This is a genomic window from Brevibacterium sp. H602, from assembly GCF_051172395.1.
Taxonomy (GTDB): Bacteria; Actinomycetota; Actinomycetes; order Actinomycetales; family Brevibacteriaceae; genus Brevibacterium.
Genome location: NZ_JBPIZD010000009.1, coordinates 1 through 20,923, shown reverse-complemented (window position 1 = coordinate 20,923; position 20,923 = coordinate 1). Strand labels below are relative to the sequence as shown.

The 20,923-nt window shown below is 65.1% G+C and carries 18 protein-coding genes; 10 read left to right on the top strand and 8 right to left on the bottom strand.

From position 1 onward, the window contains the following. Positions 1-96: 96 nt before the first annotated feature. From rsmI to ACSBQT_RS08325, 4 genes are all read right to left on the bottom strand, one after another. The gene (gene rsmI / locus ACSBQT_RS08340) at positions 97-969 is read right to left on the bottom strand and encodes a 16S rRNA (cytidine(1402)-2'-O)-methyltransferase (protein ID WP_410709911.1); all 873 of its coding nucleotides are present in this window, start codon (positions 967-969) and stop codon (positions 97-99) included. Between the two features lie 128 nt (positions 970-1,097). Further along, on the bottom strand, positions 1,098-1,529 hold the full coding sequence (locus ACSBQT_RS08335; RefSeq protein ID WP_410708517.1) for a DUF4190 domain-containing protein: 432 nt from the start codon (positions 1,527-1,529) through the stop codon (positions 1,098-1,100). 142 nt (positions 1,530-1,671) lie between these two features. Then, the gene (locus ACSBQT_RS08330) at positions 1,672-2,127 is read right to left on the bottom strand and encodes a DUF4190 domain-containing protein (protein WP_410708518.1); all 456 of its coding nucleotides are present in this window, start codon (positions 2,125-2,127) and stop codon (positions 1,672-1,674) included. Positions 2,128-2,449: 322 nt separating this feature from the next. Then, positions 2,450-3,169 carry a DUF4190 domain-containing protein gene (locus tag ACSBQT_RS08325; protein WP_435001451.1) on the bottom strand — a complete coding sequence of 240 codons (720 nt, stop codon included), beginning with the start codon at positions 3,167-3,169 and terminating at the stop codon, positions 2,450-2,452. Positions 3,170-3,354: 185 nt separating this feature from the next. Between ACSBQT_RS08325 and ACSBQT_RS08320 the strand changes: the two genes are divergently transcribed. From ACSBQT_RS08320 to ACSBQT_RS08310, 3 genes are all read left to right on the top strand, one after another. Then, positions 3,355-5,274 (top strand): dolichyl-phosphate-mannose--protein mannosyltransferase, encoded by a 1,920-nt coding sequence (locus tag ACSBQT_RS08320; protein ID WP_435001449.1) that lies wholly within the window; start codon positions 3,355-3,357, stop codon positions 5,272-5,274. 376 nt (positions 5,275-5,650) lie between these two features. Then, the gene (locus ACSBQT_RS08315) at positions 5,651-7,105 is read left to right on the top strand and encodes a cytidylyltransferase domain-containing protein (RefSeq protein ID WP_435001446.1); all 1,455 of its coding nucleotides are present in this window, start codon (positions 5,651-5,653) and stop codon (positions 7,103-7,105) included. Continuing rightward, the gene (locus tag ACSBQT_RS08310) at positions 7,102-7,989 is read left to right on the top strand and encodes an N-acetylneuraminate synthase family protein (protein WP_435001444.1); all 888 of its coding nucleotides are present in this window, start codon (positions 7,102-7,104) and stop codon (positions 7,987-7,989) included. The genes ACSBQT_RS08315 and ACSBQT_RS08310 overlap by 4 nt, the downstream gene beginning before the upstream one ends. Before the next feature lie 151 nt (positions 7,990-8,140). Here the strand turns inward: ACSBQT_RS08310 and ACSBQT_RS08305 are convergent, their stop codons facing one another. Next, positions 8,141-9,844 (bottom strand): polysaccharide pyruvyl transferase family protein, encoded by a 1,704-nt coding sequence (locus tag ACSBQT_RS08305; RefSeq protein ID WP_435001442.1) that lies wholly within the window; start codon positions 9,842-9,844, stop codon positions 8,141-8,143. 142 nt (positions 9,845-9,986) lie between these two features. Here ACSBQT_RS08305 and ACSBQT_RS08300 point away from each other — a divergent pair, with 142 nt between their 5' ends. The 4 genes from ACSBQT_RS08300 to ACSBQT_RS08285 are packed head-to-tail and all read left to right on the top strand — an operon-like array spanning position 9,987 to position 14,790. After that, positions 9,987-10,958: a glycosyltransferase family 2 protein gene (locus ACSBQT_RS08300; RefSeq protein WP_435001440.1), complete on the top strand. Its 972-nt coding sequence runs from the start codon at positions 9,987-9,989 to the stop codon at positions 10,956-10,958. Next, positions 10,958-12,382, top strand: coding sequence for a polysialyltransferase family glycosyltransferase (locus tag ACSBQT_RS08295; protein ID WP_435001438.1), 1,425 nt, complete (start codon positions 10,958-10,960; stop codon positions 12,380-12,382). The genes ACSBQT_RS08300 and ACSBQT_RS08295 overlap by 1 nt, the downstream gene beginning before the upstream one ends. A 7-nt stretch (positions 12,383-12,389) precedes the next feature. Beyond that, complete coding sequence (locus tag ACSBQT_RS08290; protein WP_435001436.1) at positions 12,390-13,490, top strand: hypothetical protein; 1,101 nt, start codon at positions 12,390-12,392, stop codon at positions 13,488-13,490. Continuing rightward, entirely contained in the window at positions 13,477-14,790 is a 1,314-nt protein-coding gene (locus ACSBQT_RS08285; RefSeq protein ID WP_435001434.1) for a DUF6716 putative glycosyltransferase, read from the top strand. Before ACSBQT_RS08290 ends, ACSBQT_RS08285 begins: the two co-directional genes overlap by 14 nt. 15 nt (positions 14,791-14,805) lie before the next feature. On the opposite strand, the gene ACSBQT_RS08280 is transcribed toward ACSBQT_RS08285, so the two are convergent. From ACSBQT_RS08280 to ACSBQT_RS08270, 3 genes are read right to left on the bottom strand one after another with little or no spacing between them, the layout of a single operon-like run. Further along, positions 14,806-15,318, bottom strand: coding sequence for a GtrA family protein (locus tag ACSBQT_RS08280; RefSeq protein WP_435001432.1), 513 nt, complete (start codon positions 15,316-15,318; stop codon positions 14,806-14,808). Between the two features lie 21 nt (positions 15,319-15,339). After that, complete coding sequence (locus tag ACSBQT_RS08275; RefSeq protein WP_435001429.1) at positions 15,340-16,857, bottom strand: hypothetical protein; 1,518 nt, start codon at positions 16,855-16,857, stop codon at positions 15,340-15,342. Then, on the bottom strand, positions 16,854-17,924 hold the full coding sequence (locus tag ACSBQT_RS08270; RefSeq protein ID WP_370036505.1) for a glycosyltransferase: 1,071 nt from the start codon (positions 17,922-17,924) through the stop codon (positions 16,854-16,856). The genes ACSBQT_RS08275 and ACSBQT_RS08270 overlap by 4 nt, the downstream gene beginning before the upstream one ends. Positions 17,925-18,331: 407 nt before the next feature. Between ACSBQT_RS08270 and ACSBQT_RS08265 the strand changes: the two genes are divergently transcribed. The 3 genes from ACSBQT_RS08265 (at position 18,332) to ACSBQT_RS08255 (ending at position 20,876) form a co-directional block, all read left to right on the top strand. Continuing rightward, positions 18,332-19,300, top strand: coding sequence for a methionine ABC transporter ATP-binding protein (locus ACSBQT_RS08265; protein ID WP_435001426.1), 969 nt, complete (start codon positions 18,332-18,334; stop codon positions 19,298-19,300). Beyond that, entirely contained in the window at positions 19,300-19,974 is a 675-nt protein-coding gene (locus ACSBQT_RS08260) for a methionine ABC transporter permease (protein WP_262778481.1), read from the top strand. The genes ACSBQT_RS08265 and ACSBQT_RS08260 overlap by 1 nt, the downstream gene beginning before the upstream one ends. Positions 19,975-20,039: 65 nt before the next feature. Beyond that, on the top strand, positions 20,040-20,876 hold the full coding sequence (locus ACSBQT_RS08255) for a MetQ/NlpA family ABC transporter substrate-binding protein (protein ID WP_435001423.1): 837 nt from the start codon (positions 20,040-20,042) through the stop codon (positions 20,874-20,876). Positions 20,877-20,923: the final 47 nt, after the last annotated feature.

The following is a 20,923-nucleotide window of genomic DNA, read 5'->3' as shown; positions in this document are numbered from 1 at the left end:
CTTCTGATTTGCGCAGGTTCCTCCAAGTGCAATTCAAAGCAGGGTGTACCGAACTGCTCAACAGGGTGGGGCGTGCGAGTGCATCCGCCCCGCACCTCAGTCGCGGTGGAGCCAGGCCTCGTAGACGTCGCGCTTGGACAAGCCGAACTTCTTCGCCACCTGTCCGGCCGCATCCTTGGCACGCACACCGGAGTCGACCAGTCCGCTGACCTCGCCGAGGTGGTCCTCAGGAGCCGTTTCGACTTCGGTGGCGCCGGCGAGCACAAGGGTCAGCTCCCCGCGCAGTCCTTCGGCGGCCTGACCGCGCAGTGAACCGACGGTTCCGCGCAGAGTCTCCTCGTAGGTCTTCGTCAGCTCACGGCTGATGGCCATGGGCCGGTCGACGCCGATGATCTCGGCGAAGTCGTCCATCGCATCGGCGATGCGGTGCGGACTTTCGAAGAAGACCATCGTCCGCTTCTCGGCCTTGAGGTCGGTCAGCAGAGTCTTGCGCTGCCCGGACTTGCGCGGCAGGAACCCTTCGAAGCTGAACCGGTCGCTCGGCAGTCCCGAGACCGCGAGAGCCATGAGCACCGCGGACGGCCCCGGCGTCGACGTGATCGGAAGTCCCGCCTCGGCGCAGGCCTTGACCACGCGGTAGCCGGGATCGGAGACGGCGGGCATTCCCGCGTCAGAGAGCAGGACAACGGTCTCACCGGCGGCGATGATGTCGACGAGCTCGGGAGCGCGGTGTCCCTCGTTGTGATCGAAGACGCTGATGACCCGTTTCGTATGCGTGAGGTCGAGCCGCTGCGCCAGTGATAGGAACCGACGCGTGTCCTCGGCGGCGATGACATCGGCCGTTTCGATGGCCTCCCGCATCCGCGGGCTCGCATCGCCGAGGTTGCCGATCGGAGTCCCGACCAGGATCAGTCGACCGCCGGTGAGGTCCGGACCGGAACTCAGCCCCGCGTCATCAGTCTGGTCGATGTCGTCAGACGGCGCCGCCTCGGTGGGGTTGTCGTCGGCTCGGTCATTGGCCGGCTCGGTGTGGCCCTCGTCTGAGGCTGGATCCTCGTCCGAGGTGAACTCAGAGTTCGGATTCGAGGAATCCTCGATCACGAAGCGCCTTCAGCCGCGAAGAGCACGGCGAACATCCCGACGTAGAGCAGGATCATGAAGACCCAGAAGAGAATCCAGAGGATGGTGCCGATGTAGCCGACCCAGAGGGCCGCGATCGCCATGCCGTCGCCGCGCTCTCCGCGTTCGCGGATCTGCTTGCGGGCGATGTGGCCCATGATGATGCCGGCGATGCCGCCGATGAAGACGGACGAGATGACGCCGAAGATCGAGGCGCACATACCGACGATGGCCAGCACGTTGGTCGGCGGAAGCTGCTGGTACACGTATCCGGGTCCGCCCGCGTACTGCGCATTGGCCGCGTAGGCGCTGTTCTGACTGTACGACTGGGCACCGTACGAGCCGCCCGCGTTCGACTGGGGCTGCTGGTAGTACATGTCCGGGTTGTTCCAGTTGTTCTGGCTGCTCATAGCGAAGTCTCCTTGTGGTTGCCTTCAACGGTACAGAGTCGTCAGTGGCGGCAAAAGGTGGGGCGGTTACAGGTCAATCACAGTTGAAGATGCGGGACCGTGGGGTGGGATGCCGGGTCTGCCTAGCTGCGGTGATGCGGCATCAGCTGACGGTGCCTCCTCCGGCGGTGATCGCCGCGCCGATCATGAGGGCGATGACGCCGAAGTAGATCAGCCAGAACGCGACCCAGAAGAGCACGCTCAGATAGCTCAACCACAGCCCGGCCACGGCCATTCCGTTGCCGCGCTCTCCGCGGGCCTTGATCTGCGAACGGGCGATGTGGCCGAAGATGATGCCGACGAAGCCGAGGAAGAAGAACGAGGAGATGAACGAAATGAGGCCGAGCACCAGCGCGACGATCGACGAGGAGTTCGTCGGCGCCACCTGCTGGTAGACGACGACCGGCGCCCGGTTCCCGTACGTCACGGGAGCCTGGACCAGCGCCGGAGAGTGGGCCGGGGTGTGAACCGGTGCGGGCGTGTGGACCGCGACGGGGGCGTGGACCGAAACGTTCGATCCGGTGTAGGTGTTCCCGAGGGGCAGTACGCGAGTGTTCATGTCCGTTCCGTTCCGCTGGCTGTCGTTGATCGTCAGGGCTGTTCCGGGCCGTCCTCGACGGTCGTCCCGATGTCTGAGATCAACGCTACCCACCTGCGGCGAGCGCGGTGGCCGAATCGTGTTGCAGTCCTGCACCACGGGTTGCAGAATCCCCTCGCCGAGGCGGCCCGACCGTCCCGAATTCGCGTGACCTCAGAGTGCACGCAGCGCCACGGGCAGGCGAGTCCTGGGTCGTGCCGAGCGGCCCGACCGACCCGTTCCCGTGTGACCTCGGCCGTCCGCCGAGGTCACACGGGACTGCGCCGAGTTCACCAGGGGCAACTCAGTAGCTGCTCATCATGCCCAAGAAGCCGATGCCGAGGATGCCGATCATGACGATCGCCATGATGAGTCCCAGGGCGATGGTCACGTAGCCGATGATCAGACCGGCGATCGCCTGTCCGCGGCCTTCCTCGCCGGTGCGCTTGATCTGGCCGAGGCCGATGTGGCCGAAGATGACGGCGAGCACCGGTGCGATCCACAGGAACATCGCGATGATGCTGAAGATGATGCCGATGACCGGAATCATCGAGAGCAGACCGCAGACGAACCCGCCGCCGATTCCGGCGATGCCCATCCACATCGACCATACGGCCATCTTGTTGGGTGCGGGCCGGACGAAGACCGGCTGCGCGCCATAGGTCATCGGCTGGCTGTACGCGCCTGGCTGGCCGTAGGCATCGTAGGCGTTCGGCTGGCTGTACGCGCTGGGCTGGCTGTAGGCATCTGACTGTCCGTACCCGTTGTGCTGGCCGTACCCGTTCTGCTGTCCGTAGGGGCCGGACTGTCCATAGGAGTTCTGCTGCCCATACGGCTGTCCCTGCGCGTACTGTCCTGCACCGGATCCGTACTGACCTGCGCTCGAACCATACTGGCCAGCACCCGATCCGTACTGACCGGACTGTCCCTGACCGGACTGCGGCTGGGATCCGTAGTTGTTGTTGAACTGCTGCGAGCCGACCTGGGGAGGATCGCTCGGGCGGTAGTTGGGGTTGTTCGACACGTTGTGCACCATTCGCTCTGACTCAGGCTGTCTCCCACTACTCTAGTGATGCACGGTGGCGAATGCCCAAGAATCCCGCCCAAGGTGCCGAACCTCATGCCGCAGCGCCCTCCCGACCAACGCGCAGCCTTTCCCTGCGGGTCGCATGAGAGCCCCGCCCGCCGAGATCTCTAAACTGGACTCCGATGACACACACCGCAGACTCCCCGGCCCCCACCAGGCGCATCGCCCGCGAGCGCCTGGCGAGGAAACGCGAAAAGGTGCGTGCCGGCGCCGCTGCGATGCGCCGCGAAACCTTCCACGCCGGCATGTGGGCCACCCGCGCACCGCTGTGGATGTGGCCGGCCCTGCTCGTCATCACCGGAATCGGTGCGGCCCTGCGACTCTTCCGCCTCGACTTCCCGCACCGCCTGATCTTCGACGAGACCTACTACGTCAAGGACGGCTACTCGGTCTTCAACTTCGGCTATGAACGCTCCTGGCCCGAGAACGCCGACGACTCCTTCAACGCCGGTGACCCCAGCGTCATCGAACCCACCCCCGAATACGTCGTCCACCCGCCCCTGGGCAAATGGCTCATCGGGTGGGGCATCGACCTCTTCGGCGCCGACGATTCGTTCGGCTGGCGCTTCACCGTGGCGATCATCGGCACGCTGACGATCTTCCTCCTCGGCGTCATCGCCTGGAAGCTCTTCCGTTCGGCGTTCTTCGCCTGCGTCGCCGCCGGCCTCCTCGCCATCGACGGCGAGCACTTCGTCCACTCCCGCACGAGCCTGCTCGACATCGTGCTCATGGCCTTCGTCCTCCTCGCCTTCTTCTTCATCCTCCTCGACCGCGAGCAGGTGACGAAGCGCCTGGCCGCCTGGACCCAGCGCACCGCGGAGATCGACAGCTTCGCACCGTCCCACACCCAGAAGAATCCAGATCCCCTCGCCGAGGCGGCCACCACGTCCACGGATTCCACCGGGTCCGCGGCTGCCGCACCTGTGCCCATCCTCACCGACAAGGAGCGACGACAGCGACGGAAACGGCGGGATGCTCTCAACTTCGGGCCCCGCCTCGGCGCGCGTCCCTGGATCTTCGCTGCGGGGATCAGCCTCGGTCTGGCTACGGGAGTGAAGTGGTCGGGTCTGTATGCGCTGGCGGCGTTCGGGATTCTGCTCGTTCTGTGGGATGTGCATTCGCGGTATCGGGCCGGGGTCGTGCATCCGTGGCTGGGCATGCTCATCCGCGACAGCATTCCCTCGTTCTTCAAGCTCGTGCCGATCGCGCTCGTGACCTATGTGGCGTGTTGGACCGGGTGGATCCGGTCGGATGATGCGTGGGACCGGCAGTGGGCTGCGGAGAATTTCGGCTGGTGGCGTGCGCTGCCGGAGTGGTTGGACTGGCTGCCGTCGCTGGCGCACTATCACTACACGGCGTACTCGTTCCATGTCGGGCTGGACTCGGAGCATCCGTACATGTCGAACCCGTGGGGTTGGATCGTGCAGTGGCGGCCGACGTCGTTCTACTACGAGTCCTATGACCGGGGCGATATGGGGTGCACGGTCGCGAAGTGCTCCTCGGCGATCACCTCGGTGGGCAACCCTGTGATCTGGGGCTTGGCCGCCTTGGCAGTGCTCGTCTGCCTCATCGTGTGGATCATCCGCCGGGACGTCCGCCCCGCCGTCATCCTCGCCGGCCTGGCGGCGACCTGGCTGCCGTGGTTCGCCTACCAGGAGCGAACGATCTTCACCTTCTACACCATCGTCATGGTGCCCTTCGTCGTGCTGGCCGTGACGTATTGCCTGACCCTCGTCTGGGGTCGGGTGCCTGTTGGTGGGCGGTCCGTCGTAGGCCGCACAGGTGCGGCCAAGCATCGGGTCGATCAGCCGGCGTACGAGTGCGCGACGTCCGCACCGGCGGCCGACCGCGCGTCGCCAGGGCCCACGACGAAGCAGCGATTCGCTCGGATCTCGGCGGCACTGTTCGCCAGGCGGCTGAGCGTCGGCCTCATCCTCGTCGCAGCGATCCTCGCCTTCGCCTATTTCTGGCCGGTCTACACCGGCGAGGTCATCCCGTTCTCGGCGTGGAACAACCGCATGTGGAACATCACCTGGCGCTGAGCCGCTGACGTTGGCGCGCACCCACGCGCTGCATTGGCACCGCCAAACCACGTCGCTGACGGCTTGGCGCTGCGCGTCATCGAGTTCTGTTCCACTCGTCATCGGGTTCTGTCCCGCCCCTCATCGCATTCTGATCAGATACTCGTGTTCGAACCGGATTATCTGTCCAAAAGTCGATGAGGCTCCCACCGGTTCTGCCCACTCAGCACCCACTGCCCGCGGCCGACCGGCGCATCGGTCACGGGTTCGCCATCGAAGGGTCGCCTCGGCGACATGGCGTGTTCACCTTGAGGTAACACCCCGTCGTTAGCGTCGAATCATTGTGAATGACCAGTCGACGACCTACGAGCCCAACGCAACCGAGTTTCAGTCAGAAATGAAGCCGGATGCGCGCACCACTGCGGCCGCGAACCAGGCGGCAGAAAGCACCACCGCACCAACCAGCACCACCTCCCCCACTCCCCACCGCACCGTCGCGATCATCCCCGCGCGCGGAGGATCCAAGGGCATCCCGCTGAAGAACCTGCAGAAGGTTGCGGGAATCTCGCTGCTGGCCCGCGCCATCAACGCCGCCCAGGCCAGCCCCAGCATCGACCGTGTCATCGTCTCGACCGACCACGACGGAATCGCAGCCGAAGCCCTGCGCGCCGGCGCCGAGGTGGCCCACCGCCCCGCCGAGATCGCCGGCGACACCGCCACCAGCGAATCCGCGCTCATCCACACGCTGTCGACCCTCGACGAGGACTTCGACATCACCGTGTTCATGCAGTGCACCTCCCCCTTCATCGACTCCGCCTCGATCGAGAACGCGGTGCGCACGGTCCGTGACGACGACGCCGATGTCGTCTTCTCCGCCGTCGAAGACCATTCCTTCCTGTGGCGCCTCGATGACGACACCCAAGCCGTGGCCGTCGGGCACGAAGCCAGCTTCCGGCCGCGCCGCCAGGACCGCGCCAAGCACTTCAATGAAACCGGCGCGTTCTACGTCATGCGCACCTCCGGTCTCATCGAGCACGAGCACCGCTTCTTCGGCCGCATCGGCATCGAGGAGGTCCCGCCCGAGCACGCCCGCGAGATCGACGACATGTCTGACCTCACCCTCGTCCGCGCCATCGCCTCGACGCAGGAGACCGCGCAGGTCATCGACGTCGACGCCCTCGTCACCGATTTCGACGGCGTCCACACCGACGACGGCGCCTACGTCGACGAGGACGGAAACGAACAGGTGCGCGTCCACCGCGGCGACGGCATGGGCATCTCCCGACTCGTGAAGTCCGGAGTGCCCGTGATGATCCTTTCGAAGGAACGCAACCCCGTCGTCACCCGCCGCGCGGAGAAGCTGCGCGTCGACGTCGCCCAGGGCATCGACAACAAGGCCAGCATCCTCGACGCGTGGATCACCGCCAACGACCTCGACCCGGCCCGAGTCGCCTACGTCGGCAATGACATCAACGATCTCGAGGCCTTCGACGTCGTCGGCTGGCCCATCGCCGTCGCCGACGCCCACCCGCGCGTCCTCGCCGCGGCCCGCGTCATCCTCGACCGGCCCGGCGGACGGGGTGCGGTGCGTGAGGTCTGCGACCTCATTCCCATCCCCGCCGAGGCGGCTGAACCCCTTCCGAATCCGACCCTGACCTCACTGCGGTCGCCCACCGGACACCCATCGACCCTGGTCGGCCACCAGTCAGGGCACCTGGCCAGCCAGCAGTCGGCGGCCATGTCCGGCCACGCGTCCGCCTTCCCCGACCAGCAACCGTCCGTCCCGCGGCACCAGCCGCAGTTCACCAACCGCGCGGAGATTTCGCGTGCCAACCGAAAGCAGGTTTCATGACTGATCAACTCGCCCCCGTGGCCATCGGAGAGCACCTCGTCGGCCCGAACCAGCCCGTGTACATGATCGGTGAGATCGGCATCAACCACAACGGCGACGTCGACATCGCCAAGCAGCTCATGGATGTCGCCGTCACCGCCGGTGCGCAGGCAGTGAAGTTCCAGAAGCGCAACCCCGAGGTGGCCGTTCCCGAACACCAGAAGTCGAAGATGCGCTCGACCCCGTGGGGCGAGATGACCTACATCGACTACAAGCACCGCGTCGAGTTCGGCATCGAAGAGTACTCCGAGATCGACCGCTATGCCAAGGAAGTCGGACTCCAGTGGTTCGCGTCCCCGTGGGACACCGACTCCGTCGACTTCCTCGAGAACGAATTCGATGCACTGACCTACAAGGTGGCCTCGGCCTCGCTGACGGACTTCGAGCTGCTGCGCGCGATCGCCGCCACCGGCAAGCCGGTTCTGTGCTCCTCGGGCATGTCCGATTGGGAGACCCTGGATCGTGCCGTCGAGGTCTTCGATCCCGCCTTGCTCGTGCTCATGCACGCCACCTCGACCTACCCGCTTCCGCCCGAAGAGGTCAACCTCAAGGCCATCCCGGCCATGCGCGAACGCTACGGAGTTCCCGTCGGATACTCCGGCCACGAACTCGGCCTCGAGATCTCGTTCGCTGCAGCCGCACTGGGTGCTGTGACCATCGAACGCCACATCACCCTCGATTCCTCCATGTGGGGATCCGACCAGTCCGCATCGATGGAACCGCGCGAATTCGCCTCCCTCGTCAAGGGCGTCCGCGTCCTCGAAACCGCATTCGGCGACGGCCAGAAGCGCGTCATGCCGGGCGAGGAATCGAAGATCGACTCCCTGCGCAAGGTCACTGCCTGAACCGCAGCCGACACCGGGTCCGGACCCGGACCTGAGCGTTGATTCGGCGCCATCACCTCACCGAGGTGGTGGCGCCGTTTCGCTGTTCCCACACCGAGGCGGCACCACCGACGCCCGCCCCTCGCTGAGGCGGTCGGACCGACCGTACCCGTCAGCCGCGACGTTTGAGCCGGCGGATCCTCCACCAGATTCCGTGCCGAACCTTGTCGGCGAGCACGCGTGCTTCTTCACCCGCAGTGCGGTTGTCCACGGCTTCGAGCGCTAGAGCGTTTCGTGCCGCTTCATCGGACAGTTGGGCAATCCGTCTGTCCTGCTCTGTTGTTTCGCCGCGCAGCCGGTCGGCCTCGGCCAGTGCGTCATCACGTTCGGCTTCGAGGGCATGCTGCTTCGCCTCCGCTCGTACCTCGGCCTCGCTCATCGCTTGTGTGTGGTCGCGGCGGACCTGGGCAAGGTCCCGACCGGACCGAACCAGCGCGCGGGTCTGCTGGGCCGCGACCTCGTCGGATTCGGCGATGGCCGCGATATGGAATTCTTCGGCACGGATGTCCTCTGCAGTGCGCAGGCGCGAAGCCGAAATGACGTCCACAGAACTGGCCGCCGCCGAACTGACCGGTACCGACTCGACAGACCCCGCCCCAGCACGCGGCCGCGCCGAATCGCTGATACCCGTCCGAGTGCGCGACCGCGCTGAGTCTCTGATGCCGGCGAGGTTCTCCGCAGTGATGTCGGCGAATCGTGCACGGGTCTCGGCCAGGTCGACCTGCAGGTCAGCACCGCGCGAATACGCATCTTCGAGTGCCGCGACCATCCTGTCCGCAACGGCGTCGGCCGCTTGGCTGCGGTCCCCGTCGGACTCCACAACGTCGGCGTCCACACTCATGCCTTCCGCACCGACGGGCACCACGAACTCCGAATGCCCGATGTCGGCGGCGAAATAGCCGAGCTTCGCATGCAGTTCCACGGAGATCGGAATCGACCCGACCCCGAACGGAATCATCTGCGCATGCCCGCGCCCGCCGAGCACATACGGCACGGACGAGAAGAACTCGACACCGGAGAAGAACCCGACGTCATGACCGTACAGGCGCACTTCTTCGACTCCGGCCACCTCGGCGACAAGGCGACGGGAGACCTCCGCATCGTCCGGGTGGAACGGAGTGCTCAGCACCCTCCACCCCTTGCCCACGAGGGTCCGAGCGACACGCACGGTCGCCTCGTGGATGGTGTCGGCATCGAATCCCGCGGCGATCTGCCGGGGGTGGACGAGCATCTGGATGGCCACGGTCTTCTGCTTCGGGTCCGGTTTCCGGTCGGCCAGCGGTTCGTACAGGTGATCGAGGATCGTCGTCGGGCAGGGCTGGTAGGCGATGCGATCCGGTTGGCCCAGAAGCGCGCCGATCGTCGTCATGCTCCCGGTGTTTCGCAGCCCGAAGAACGCCGACTGATCGAGCACCTGCCCCACATGGGAGCGCATGAGGTCATCGAACTCGGGTTGTCCGGGGAACCTGTTGTCCCCGAGCGCGTAGACGATGAGGGGAACCTCGAGGGCGGCGAGCGCCTCGGGCGAGATCTTCCACTGCCACCCGGACAGGCGGTTCGGGTTCGTGTCCTGGAGGAACAGCCCTCCCCCGCCGATCACGACGGCATCGGCGGTGGCGTTGATCCGGGCCACAGCCGCCTCGTCGACCTCACGCCGCAGCGCCGCCGCCGAGGTGAACGTGAAGTTCGGCTCCCCACTGACCGTGTCCGTACCGCCCAGGACCCGGAAGGCGTCCCTGACGACCGGGAACAGTGCCTTGTCGCCGAAGTTGCCCCAGGTCGGGATGTCGAAATGGAAGAGTCGCAGGCTTCTCATCGGCCAAGACTAGAGGCGTCGGACGAACCCCAGATGAACGTCAGCGAACATTTCCGGACACCTGCGCGCAACTTTCTGTTCTCCTCTCACCCCTACGATCGATCGGACGCGCACAGCAACCGAGAAACCGCGGAAGGACCACATGCCCCAACCAGTCGTCAGCGTCGTCATCGCGGCGAAGAACGCCGAGGAGACGATCGGCGGAAGCCTCAAGGGTCTGGTCAACCAGAACTTCGCCGCCAACGAACTCGAGGTCATCGTCGTCAACGACGGTTCGACCGATGACACGGCCGGGGTGATCGCCGACTATTCCGATCGGCTCAATCTCATCGAGATCCACAACGCCGAATCACGTGGGGTCTCCACCGCCCGCAATGCAGCCCTCGAGGCCTCGACCGGTGCGAACATCACCTACCTCGATGCCGACGACTGGTACGCCCCGGGCCACCTGCGCTCACTCACCGACGCCATCACCGGACTCGGCGTCGACTTCGTGAAGACGAACTATCTCATCGTCAACGGCTTCAATCGGAAGCTGCGCCGCGCACCATGCGCGAAACACAACACGGCGCTCAACCCACGGGACCACATCCTGCCCCACGACGCCTCGACGATGGTCGACTTCCCGGAATGCTGGACGGGCATCTACTCCCGGTCCATGGCCGATCGCGGACTGCTCGAATTCAACCCTCTGCTGCGCACCTGCGAGGACCGCCCCTGGACGTGGCGCCACCATCTCGAGGCCGATTCCTTCGCCGTGGTCGACACGGCGGGTCTGTGCTACCGGAAGGGCAGCACCACCTCGTTGACGGCGATCTTCGACGAACGCCAACTCGACTTCATCCCCGCCTTCCGGTCGGTCTTCGCGATGCTCGAGGCGAACCCGGAGTTCCGCCGCTTCGAACAGAAGGCCGTGCGCAACTTCCTCTCCATCCTCTACTTCCAGATCTTCAACCGGGGATCGTCGATGTCGCGGACAGTGCGCGAACAGCTCAACCTCGGCGCGGTCAACACCTTGAAGAACATCGACAACGACGTCATCGACCTCGCGCTGACGAACTACGGCGAACGCCGGCTGCCCGTGATCGAACCGATCGTCAGGAGGGCCCGCTGATGACGCAGATCATCGAGATCTCCACCCAGTACCAGCTCGCGAACATCTCCGCTCTCATCCGCGCGGGCCGCCTCGGCGAGCCGAATGAGCGGCGGATCCTCGTCGTGGCGAACAATTCCTTCGCCCCCGAACTCACCCCGGCCGCCGATGCCATGCCCGGGTCGACCGGGCTGCTGGCCGACTTCGATGCGATTGTCGATTGGAACGCCACGATCTGGCCCAACCATCCGAAGGCCTTCGGCATCTCCGGTGAGCGCGCCCCGATCATGGAACGCGCCCTGCGCCGGGAGTGGGACCTCGCCGATCACGAGGAGCTCGAGCTCATCGTCGAGTCCCTGCCCAGTCATCCCGCCGGAGCACTCACGCAGATCTTCGCCACGGCTGATATCAGCGTCCATTCCGATGGGCTGATGAGCTACGGGCCGATCCGCAATCCGCTCACACTGCCGCAGTGGCAGCGGCTGAAGTCGATCTACTATACGGATCTGCTGCCCGGCATCACCCCACGTCAGCTGGCCGAACACAATCCGGAACGGGTGGTGCTGCCGACCGCCGACCTCGCCCGGGTCATCGACGAGATGACCGCCGAGGTGGCCGATGAGCTGGCGAGCGCCCACCTCGAAGCCCCGATCGAGGGCAGTGCGCTCGTCCTCGGGCAGTACCTCGCGCAGCTCGACCTCATCACGGCCGAGGAAGAGCTCGATCTGCACTTCCAGATGCTCGATGAGGTCAAGGCGGCAGGTCTGACCACGGTGATCTTCAAACCCCATCCCACCTCAGCGCGGACGACGATCGGTCCGCTGCGCAGGCGCAGCGAAGAACTCGGCCTCGACTTCGTGCTCGCCGACGTTCCCCTGCTGGCCGAGATCGTCGTCTCCGCCACCCGACCCGAGCTCGTCGTCTCCTGCTTCTCGACCGGGTTGGCGACCGCAATAGGGCTCTACGGGTGTGAGACCGCTGCCGTCGGGACCACGAAGCTGCTGGCAGCGCTCGCTCCGTATCAGAACAGCAACCGCATCCCGCTGACCATCGTCGATGCCCTGCACTCGGGTCGGTATGTCCTGCCGGGCGACCTCGCCGAGGCGGGGACGTCGTCCCGTGCGACTGCCGGGTCAGGGACGGCGCGGGACCTCAATCCGCTCATCGACGCGGTCACCTACTGCATGCAGTCGGACTCCGCGTCGTATCTGCGGGACAACGCGATCGACTTCCTCGACGGCGCCGTCGGCGGTCCCGATATGAAGTACTTCAAGCGCAAACGCCTGACCAAGCTCGATCTGCCGGGACAGCAGGAGATCCCCCTGCACAGGAAGACCCTCAGCGTCGCCAAGCAGAAGCTGGTCTCGAAGGCGAAGCGCACCCAACATGTGCTCAAGGACTACGGCATCACCGTCGATCCATCGAAGCTGAGAAAGAATGGCTGAATTGCTGATGGCTGAGAAGACCAAGGCGAACCCGAAGAAGGCCAAGAAGTCGGGTGACAAAGCCGTCACGAACGAGGCGGCCAAGAGCGGTGGCGCAAAGAACGGATCGGGGAAGAAGAGCACACGAATGGCCTCGGTGGCCTTCGTCGAATCCCCGCTGCAGTTCCTCTCTGCGCTCGAATCCCATGAGCCGACGGAGGATCTGCTCATTCGGGCTCGGGCGAGCGCGAAGGGCATGACGTCCTTCCTCGACGCCTTCGACCCGGCCTGGCTGCCGAAGAACGTCCGTCTCGAACGGGACGGGGCCAAACCGGGACTTCTGCGCAAGAACACCTTCGATCGGATCTACCTCGGCGATGCCTGCTCCGGGCAGGTGCACAGGGCCTTGGCGCTGGCGTATCTGGAGAGGCGCATGCCCGAGGTCGTCATCCTCGACGACGGCCTGGCCACGTACTCGGCGATCGAGATCCTCACCGCCAAGCGCGGCCCGCTCGTCCGCCCCCGACAGAAGCTCAAGGCTTCGCGCACGGTCATGGCCGCGCACGTCGCCGACCGGCTGCGCCACCTCGCCACGGTCGGCAAGCTGCGTTGGCACACGGCGCTGCCGGTGGCGAAGCCGCTGCGCAAGGCGTTCCTCAAGTCCGGCGGCGAGATCACCCGCCACCAGTTCGAACACCTGCAGACTCTGCCCACCGGCGGCAGCCACCCGCGGGACAACCCGGTCATCGGTTCGTCCCTGGCCGCCGACGGACTTATCGACGCCTTCGCCTACCGGGCGTGGGTCGATGACATCATCGACACTCACGGATCGATCACCTATTACCCGCATCGGCGTGAGACCGAGGAGTTCCTCGCCGATCTCTCCCAGGACGAGCGCGTCAGGATCAAACATCTCGGCCTGCCGATCGAGCTGCGCCTGATCAACCTGCCGGCGAATTCGACGATCCGCAGCCTGCCGTCGACCGCGGCGGTGTCTCTGGCCGTGCTCAATCCGGACGTGAACATCGATGTCACCGAGATCCCCGCGAAGTGGTGGACCGGTGCCTCACCCGATAGTCTGCGAAAGTCCCTCAACGCCCAGTCGGTCAAGGCAGATGACGATTCCTGAACCAGGCGAGCCCCACTACAGCGGGCCGATCATGCCGCCGTCGCTCTCCGACGCGCCACCGCAGCGATCGGCCGGGCTGGCCCCTATACGCATCCTCTCTGTCTCCGACAGCGAGTCGTACCTCAAGTGGGCGACGCAGCTGCTGAGCAGTCTGCCGGATGTCGAGGGGCGAGTGTTCCTCATCGACAATCCGATCCTGCCGACCGACGAACAGATCGCCAGTGCTGTCGCCGGCACCGATTGGGAGCACCGTGAGGTCCCCGTCATCTCCCGCGCCGACCTGGCGCAGGTCATCGCCGACCACTCCCCTGACATCGTCCTCGGTGCCGCGACCGGTCCGATCGTCGCCCAGGTATTCCTCACCGCGCATACTCGCACCAACCGGCCGGCCCTGGTCTCGGGCCTACCCGGAATGGGGCTTCCGGCCAGCGGCAAGGGGATGAATTATCGCAGGCTGATGGACGCGTTCATCGCCCATTCCTCCGCCGAAGTGGCCGCCTACACCGAGGTCAGCGCGCGGTCGCAGGTGCCCTGCGAGGTCCTGTTGGCGCGCCTGCCGATGCTGCGTTCGGAGGGCCTCCCTCAGCTGAAGAACTCCAGCCCCGAGGCGACACCACCGGATTCCGTCACCGAGGCGGCTCCTGACACTCTCGTCTTCGCCCCGCAGGCGAAGGTTCCGGCCGAGCGAGTCGACCGTGAGGCGGTCGTTGCGGCCCTGGCCGAGTTCGCCGACGGACACCCGGATTCGACGGCGGTCATCAAGATGCGGTCGCGTCCCGGTGAGTTCGAGACCCATCACGAACAGCATTCCTATTTCGAGATCCTGGACGACTTCCGCACGCGCCGAGTGCCCGGCGCGGAACGCATCGAGCTCGGGTATGGTCCCCTCAGCGACTTCCTCACCGACGGCTCGGCTTTGGTCACTGTGTCCTCGACTGCGGCGCTCGAGTCCATCGATCGCGGCATTCCGACCCTGCTCATCTCGGACTTCGGCTTCAATGCCGAGCTGCTCAATGAGGTCTTCGAAGGCTCGGGCGCCACCGGCACATTGGCCGATGTCGCTGCCGGATCTATCGGTTTCCCTGACCCCGAGTGGCTGGCCGAGAACTACTTCCACCCCGTCGACGGACAACTGCGCCGCGACCTCGGGCTGTTAGCCACCCGTTCACAGGCCGGTCAGCTGCCCAACCGTCGGTCCGCGATGTTCAAACAGAAGCGACTGCTGCTGCGCGCCGAACTGCGCACGGTCACCCCGGCTCCGCTCGTCAGCGCCTATCGCAAACTGCGCGGCACCGCCTGACGATCGCCGCAGCTCTCAGCTCCGGTCGTCGGGGACTCGGCTGGACTCTTCCAAGGGCACGACCACCTCGGTGTCGGGGGCCTGGTCCTTGAACACCCAGGTGCGGTAGGCGTAGAAGCGGAAGATCATTGCCAGTCCGATGCCGATGACATTCGTCGAGATGTTGTAGGTGAGCTGGTCGCGCATATCGAGCAGGTACCAGGTCACGCCGAGGGGGATGACGGTGATGATCATGCCGGCGAGGTTGACCGCGATGAACAGGACGATGCCGCGCATGTTCGAGTTCGTGGTCCGGTCGCCGTAGGTCCAGAGCTTGTTGCCCATCCACACGACGATCATCGACAGAATCGTCGAGATGATCTTCGACTTGATCGGGCTGCCCTCGAGGAGGGCGGGGATCGGACCGAACCCGTAGGCCAGAAGGTTCGACAGGCCGACGTCGACGATATAGCCGAGCCCGCCGACGGTGAGGAACTTGAAGGCTTCCACCGCCAGGCGCCGGAGACGGTCCGAGAATGACTCTTTCATAACTGGCACCAGTCTATGGCCCTAGGATTCGGACTTGCTGGATGCCGCGCTCGGTCGGCGCTGCCACATGGCGATCGCGAGCACGACAGCCATGGTGAGTCCCAACGCCGGCCAGAACGTGTACCGGAAATGGTTAGCCGGCACGATCGGGAAGTACCCGAAAACGTAGCACAGCGCCGAGGCGGCCAAGGTCGTGGTCTCGGGCCAGAAGGATCGTCTGTTGACCGTTGCCCCGCGCCCCTGGCGGTGCGCCCGATAGCCGAGACCGAGCATCACCACGGCCACCAGCGTCCAGAACCACGGGGCGAACAGCATCGGGAACGTGCCGAGAGCGAAGTCTTCGGCATAGGGACGGACGATGTAGTCGGCCTTGGGATCGCCCTGCTCGATGCCGGCACTTGATGCTTCGCCATGCCATTCGGCCGGCCAGTACTCGACTCCGGAGGTGAAGAAATAGTACGAGAACACGGCGGCCCGGTACTCGGCGTAGCGCAGCGGGTGAGTGATGACATGGTCGAGCCACAGCTGCTTGAGCGCGTCCTGGTGAGCGATCGGCGAGAAGTTCTCTCCGCTCTCGCCTTTGCCAAAGCAGTTCCAGTACGAGTCCCAGATCTCGCCCTTCTCCAAGCACTTTTCTCGGGCCGAGCTGATGTGGTCGGTGAGTTCCTTCGGAGCCCCGGACTTCTCGAGTTCGGCGTCGGGGACGGAGAACATCACGTCGTCGAGGAAGATCTGTGAGATCTGGCCGGTCTTCGTCACTCCCATCTGCGCATCGATAACCGCGTCCGTGACTTTGACGCCGCCGCCGATGAGCATGAGAACGATGAGCGACGAAGCCGCCGTCAGCAGAAGCGGGCGTCCTTTCTTCGCGGAAGATGCTGTCGACTCTGAAGTCTCAGGTGACTCGGAGCCCGTCGTGGCTGAGACTCCCGAACGTCCTCGACGGTTCCGCCACAGATGCATCAGGCACCATCCGCCGTACACGGCGATCGGCACAACGGCGAACACCGCGTTCTTCCGCACCCCCACCGCGTAGACGAGGAGGACCAGCGCCGGAAGCCACAGCAGCCACGTCTTCGGGACGAAGCGGGTGATCATGATGAGGACGACGGCGAGCAGGATGGCCACGGCCATCTGCGTGTCCTTCCACAGTGTCGTCATCTGGGACACGACCCAAGGCGTGACCATGATTGTCGGCCCCAAGAGCGACACCCACCTCGGTGCTCCGGATCGGTGGACGAGCACGCCGATCCCCCACGCGGCCGCGGCGAGCAGGCCGACCTGCAGCAGGAGCAGGCTGCCCGGGTCTCCGGTGATGTCGATGAGGATTCGCCACACCGCGCTCATCACCGGCGGATGCCAATCGGAGTACGGGATCTTCTCGGTGGCCTGCAGGTACTGGTTGGCGATATCGACGTTGACCCGACCGGGCCAGAACAGGCGCAGGAAGAGCGCCGACCAGATCGCGACGAGTACTCCGAGCAGCAGATCCCATGCCAGAGGGGACGTCAGCCACCTGCGAATAGCAGAACGACTCATGAAGCGAAGCGTGCCCGCACCTGCCGGTTCGGCTTCATCCGTGCTGCGTCGGCAAAGATCTCTGCCTCCGGAGCCGAGAACTCTCCGTCCGCGGGACCGGTCTGTCGCGGAGCCTGACGCTGAGTGACGGGTCGTCCGGTTACGGCGGGCAGGCTGAGGTAGACCAGGCGGGAGGTCTCGCGCCGGGCACGGCGCAGTCCATCCAAGGTCAGTCCGACGCTGCCGAGGAGGAACGCCAGTCCCATGAGCGCGGCGGCGAGAATCGCAGTCGGGAACCGGGGTACGAGACCGGTCTGCCAGAACTCCCACACCACGGGAATGCCGAAGACCAGCGACAGGATAGCGAGCACCGTGGTGAGCGTGCCGTAGAACAGGCGGGGTCGTTCGTGGCGGACGAGCGCGGAGATGAGCCCGAGGATGCGGAACCCGTCCTTGAAGGTCGAGAGCTTCGACTCGCTGCCGTCGGGTCGGTCACGGAAGTCCACGGCCACCTCGGTGGTGGGAAGGCGCAGCGACATCGTGTGCACGGTCAGCTCGGTCTCGATCTCGAACCGGCGGCTGATCGCGGGGAATGACTTCACGAAACGGCGGGAGAAGACGCGGTAGCCCGAGAGCATGTCGGACACCTGCGAACCGAAGAGCCACCCGGTCAGCCGGTTGAACATCTTGTTCCCAGCTTCGTGACCGGGACGGTAGGACGTGGTCTCCTGATTGTCCTGGCGCACGCCGAGCACGTGGTCGTAAGGGCCGGAGATCAGGGTGTCGATCATCTCGGGCAGGTGGGCCGCCTCGTAGGTGTCGTCGCCGTCGATCATCACGTAGATGTCGGCGTCGATGTCGGCGAAGGCGCGGCGGACGACGTTGCCCTTGCCGGGGACGTTCTCCTTGCGCACGATGGCACCGGCTTCAGCGGCGCGCTGCGAGGTGCGATCGCTCGAGCAGTTGTCGTAGACGTAGACCGTGATGCCCGGGACTGCGGCCTTCAGGTCGCCGACGACCTTGGCGACGGTGATCTCCTCGTTGTGGCAGGGAACGATCGCCGCGATCCTGCTCGATTCTTCGTACATTCACCGGTCCCGTCGTGGAGCTCGTCCGCCTGCCGGGGACACCGGGCAAGCGAACCTGTCGATCATCCACAGGTACGCCGCGGACATGGACATCGGGTTACGTCGGAGGAAAATGCTGCTGGATTCTGCCCCGACTTCGACCGCCGTTCACCGTCTCGTCATCTCTGCCGCCGAGGCGGTCAGATTCAGTCGGCAACGAAGCAAGCAACCACGCCCTCCCCGCCCCCAGTGAGTTCTTCGTCACGATCGACTGCTTATGCGTCCTTTTATGACATCCCATGACGACGCCGAGGCGATTCCTTGTCATCCTGAATCGTCGGCCCTACTGGACCGTAGACCGGCCCATCCCCAAATCTCTGCCGTCCACCACCGTGCGCGGCATTCGTCAACCACACGAGGAGGCGCCTGTGATCGAACTGCGCGCACTGCGGAAGGTGTTCGGAGAGACCGTCGCCCTGGAGGAGATCGACCTCTCGGTCCCCGCCGGAGAGATCCACGGCATCGTCGGCCGCTCCGGCGCCGGCAAATCCACGCTCATCCGCTGCCTGACCGGACTCGAGTCCCCCACCTCCGGGACGGTATCGATCGACGGCGTCGACCTCACGAACCAGTCCGGTGCCGGACTGCGCGAGGCCCGTCGCAGCATCGGCATGGTCTTCCAGCACGTCAACCTCCTCGACTCGAGCACCGCGCTGAAGAACGTCGCCCACCCGCTCAAGATCGCCGGAGTGCCGAAGGCCGAACGCCTGGCCAAGGCCCGTGAACTCCTCGAATTCGTCGGCCTCGGCGACCGTGTCGACAACTATCCGTCTCAGCTCTCGGGAGGACAGAAGCAGCGCGTCGGCATCGCCCGAGCACTCGCCGCCGAGCCGAAGGTGCTGCTGTGCGATGAGCCCACCTCGGCGCTGGATTCGACGACGACGGATCAGATCCTCGGCCTCATCCGCTCGCTGCGCGACCGTCTGGGCATCACCGTCCTCATCATCACCCACGAGATGTCAGTCATCCGCGAGATCTGCGACTCCGTGACGCTGCTCGCCGACGGCCGGGTGGCCAAGACCGGGAAACTCGCCGAGGTCATCGCCGAGCCCGGATCGCTCCTGGCCAAGGATCTCGTCCCCCTGCCTCCGGTCAGCCTCGATGACGGGGTGAGCCGCCTCGTCGAGGTCTCCCTGGCCGGCACCGATCTGCCCACCGTGCTCACCGCCGCACGAAATGCCGGAGCGAGCGCCGAGGCGATCCTCGCCGGAGCCGTGGAGACGATCGAAGGCCGCCAGGTCGGTCGGCTGCGCTTCTCCGTCGACTCGGCCGAGCAGGCGAAAGAGCTGATCAGCACTCTGAAAGCCGATGGAATCTATGCGGAGGAGGCTGCCTGATGAACGATCCCACATGGTTCGACAACCCGGCGATCACCGATCAGATGTGGCCGGCCGCCATCGAGACTCTGCTCATGACGGCGTGGTCGACCGGACTCGCCGTGCTCTTCGGACTGCCCTTGGGCATCTGGCTGTTCACCGCCTCGAAGGGCGGGCTGAACTCGAACCCGGTCGTCTACCGGGTGCTGTCCTTCATCGTCGACATCACTCGCTCGATCCCCTTCATCATCCTCATCATCGCCCTCATCCCCTTCGCCAGATTCGTCGTCGGCTCGGCGCTGGGCTGGCAGGCGACCGTGGTGTCGCTGACGATCGGCGCGATCCCCTTCTACGCCCGTCTGGTCGAGAACTCGCTGCGCGAGGTCTCCGAAGGCAAGATCGAAGCCGCACTGATGATGGGCGCCTCGAACGGCCAGGTCATCCGTCAGGTCTACGTCCCCGAAGCACTGCCCGGTCTCATCGGAGCCGCCACGGTCACCTCGGTGACATTGGTGTCCTATACCGCGATGGCCGGTGCCGTGGGCGGCGGCGGCCTGGGCGCGCTGGCGATCTCCTACGGCTATCAGCGCTACCAGGCGGACACGATGATCGCCTGCATCATCGTCCTCGTCCTCATCGTCACGATCATCCAGTTCATCGGCGATCGGCTGGCCCGCGCGGTCGACCACCGGTGAGCCGCCTCGGCGACTCCCACCTCAACTGCACTCTTCACCACACAACACACATCCCAAGGAGAACCATGAAGACCAAGCTCATTGCGATCGCGACCAGCGCGACTCTGCTGCTCTCGGGCTGCGGACTCGTCGGCGGCGGCACCGATTCCGTCGGTGAGAAGGACGGCGACATCACGAAGCTCACCGTGGGTGCGACCCCGGTGCCGCAGGGCGACATCCTGCGCTACGTGGATGAGAACCTCGCCGAGGATGCCGGCCTCGACATCGAGGTCACCGAGTACACGGACTACACCCTGCCGAACAAGGCGCTCAACGACGGCGACATCGACGCGAACTACTTCCAGCACAAGCCGTACCTCGATTCCGAGGTCGAGGGCCAGGGTTACGAGATCACCGGGTTCAAGCCCATCAACCTCGAGCCCTTCGCGCTGTTCTCGAAGGACATCAAGGACGTCAAGGACATCCCGAAGAACGCGAAGATCGGCATCAACAACGATCCGTCGAACCAGGGTCGTGCGCTGAAGATGCTCGAAGACGCGAAGCTCATCACCCTCAAGGACGGCGTGGACGCGGTCGACGCGAAGCTCTCCGACGTCGAGGACAACCCGAAGAACGTGAAGTTCGTCGAGGCCGACGCCGCGCAGCTGGCTCGCACCCTCGAGGACGTCGATGCTTCGGTGATCAACGGAAACAACGCCCTCGAAGCCGGACTCAACCCGGCCAAGGACGGCATTCTGCTGGAGAAGGCCGAGGACAACCCGTACGGCAACTTCCTCGCCGTGCGCACGGAGAACAAGGACGACGAGAACATCAAGAAGCTCGACGAGCTGCTCCACTCCCCCGAGGTGAAGAAGTTCATCGAGAAGAAGTGGGCCGACGGCTCCGTCCTCCCCTCCTTCTGACCTCAATTGCTACCTGACGGCGGCCCAGCAACCTCGCGCGAGGTTGC

Bases quoted from the DNA above. Each gene is read 5' to 3' on its own strand.
- ACSBQT_RS08300 (WP_435001440.1), top strand. From the start codon at position 9,987: ATGCCCCAACCAGTCGTCAGCGTCGTCATCGCGGCGAAGAACGCCGAG.
- ACSBQT_RS08295 (WP_435001438.1), top strand. From the start codon at position 10,958: ATGACGCAGATCATCGAGATCTCCACCCAGTACCAGCTCGCGAACATC.
- ACSBQT_RS08280 (WP_435001432.1), bottom strand. From the start codon at position 15,318: ATGAAAGAGTCATTCTCGGACCGTCTCCGGCGCCTGGCGGTGGAAGCC.
- ACSBQT_RS08330 (WP_410708518.1), bottom strand. From the start codon at position 2,127: ATGAACACTCGCGTACTGCCCCTCGGGAACACCTACACCGGATCGAAC.
- ACSBQT_RS08335 (WP_410708517.1), bottom strand. From the start codon at position 1,529: ATGAGCAGCCAGAACAACTGGAACAACCCGGACATGTACTACCAGCAG.
- ACSBQT_RS08275 (WP_435001429.1), bottom strand. From the start codon at position 16,857: ATGAGTCGTTCTGCTATTCGCAGGTGGCTGACGTCCCCTCTGGCATGG.
- ACSBQT_RS08270 (WP_370036505.1), bottom strand. From the start codon at position 17,924: ATGTACGAAGAATCGAGCAGGATCGCGGCGATCGTTCCCTGCCACAAC.
- ACSBQT_RS08285 (WP_435001434.1), top strand. From the start codon at position 13,477: ATGACGATTCCTGAACCAGGCGAGCCCCACTACAGCGGGCCGATCATG.
- ACSBQT_RS08305 (WP_435001442.1), bottom strand. From the start codon at position 9,844: ATGAGAAGCCTGCGACTCTTCCATTTCGACATCCCGACCTGGGGCAAC.
- ACSBQT_RS08320 (WP_435001449.1), top strand. From the start codon at position 3,355: ATGACACACACCGCAGACTCCCCGGCCCCCACCAGGCGCATCGCCCGC.
- ACSBQT_RS08310 (WP_435001444.1), top strand. From the start codon at position 7,102: ATGACTGATCAACTCGCCCCCGTGGCCATCGGAGAGCACCTCGTCGGC.
- ACSBQT_RS08290 (WP_435001436.1), top strand. From the start codon at position 12,390: ATGGCTGAGAAGACCAAGGCGAACCCGAAGAAGGCCAAGAAGTCGGGT.
- ACSBQT_RS08315 (WP_435001446.1), top strand. From the start codon at position 5,651: ATGAAGCCGGATGCGCGCACCACTGCGGCCGCGAACCAGGCGGCAGAA.
- ACSBQT_RS08260 (WP_262778481.1), top strand. From the start codon at position 19,300: ATGAACGATCCCACATGGTTCGACAACCCGGCGATCACCGATCAGATG.
- ACSBQT_RS08255 (WP_435001423.1), top strand. From the start codon at position 20,040: ATGAAGACCAAGCTCATTGCGATCGCGACCAGCGCGACTCTGCTGCTC.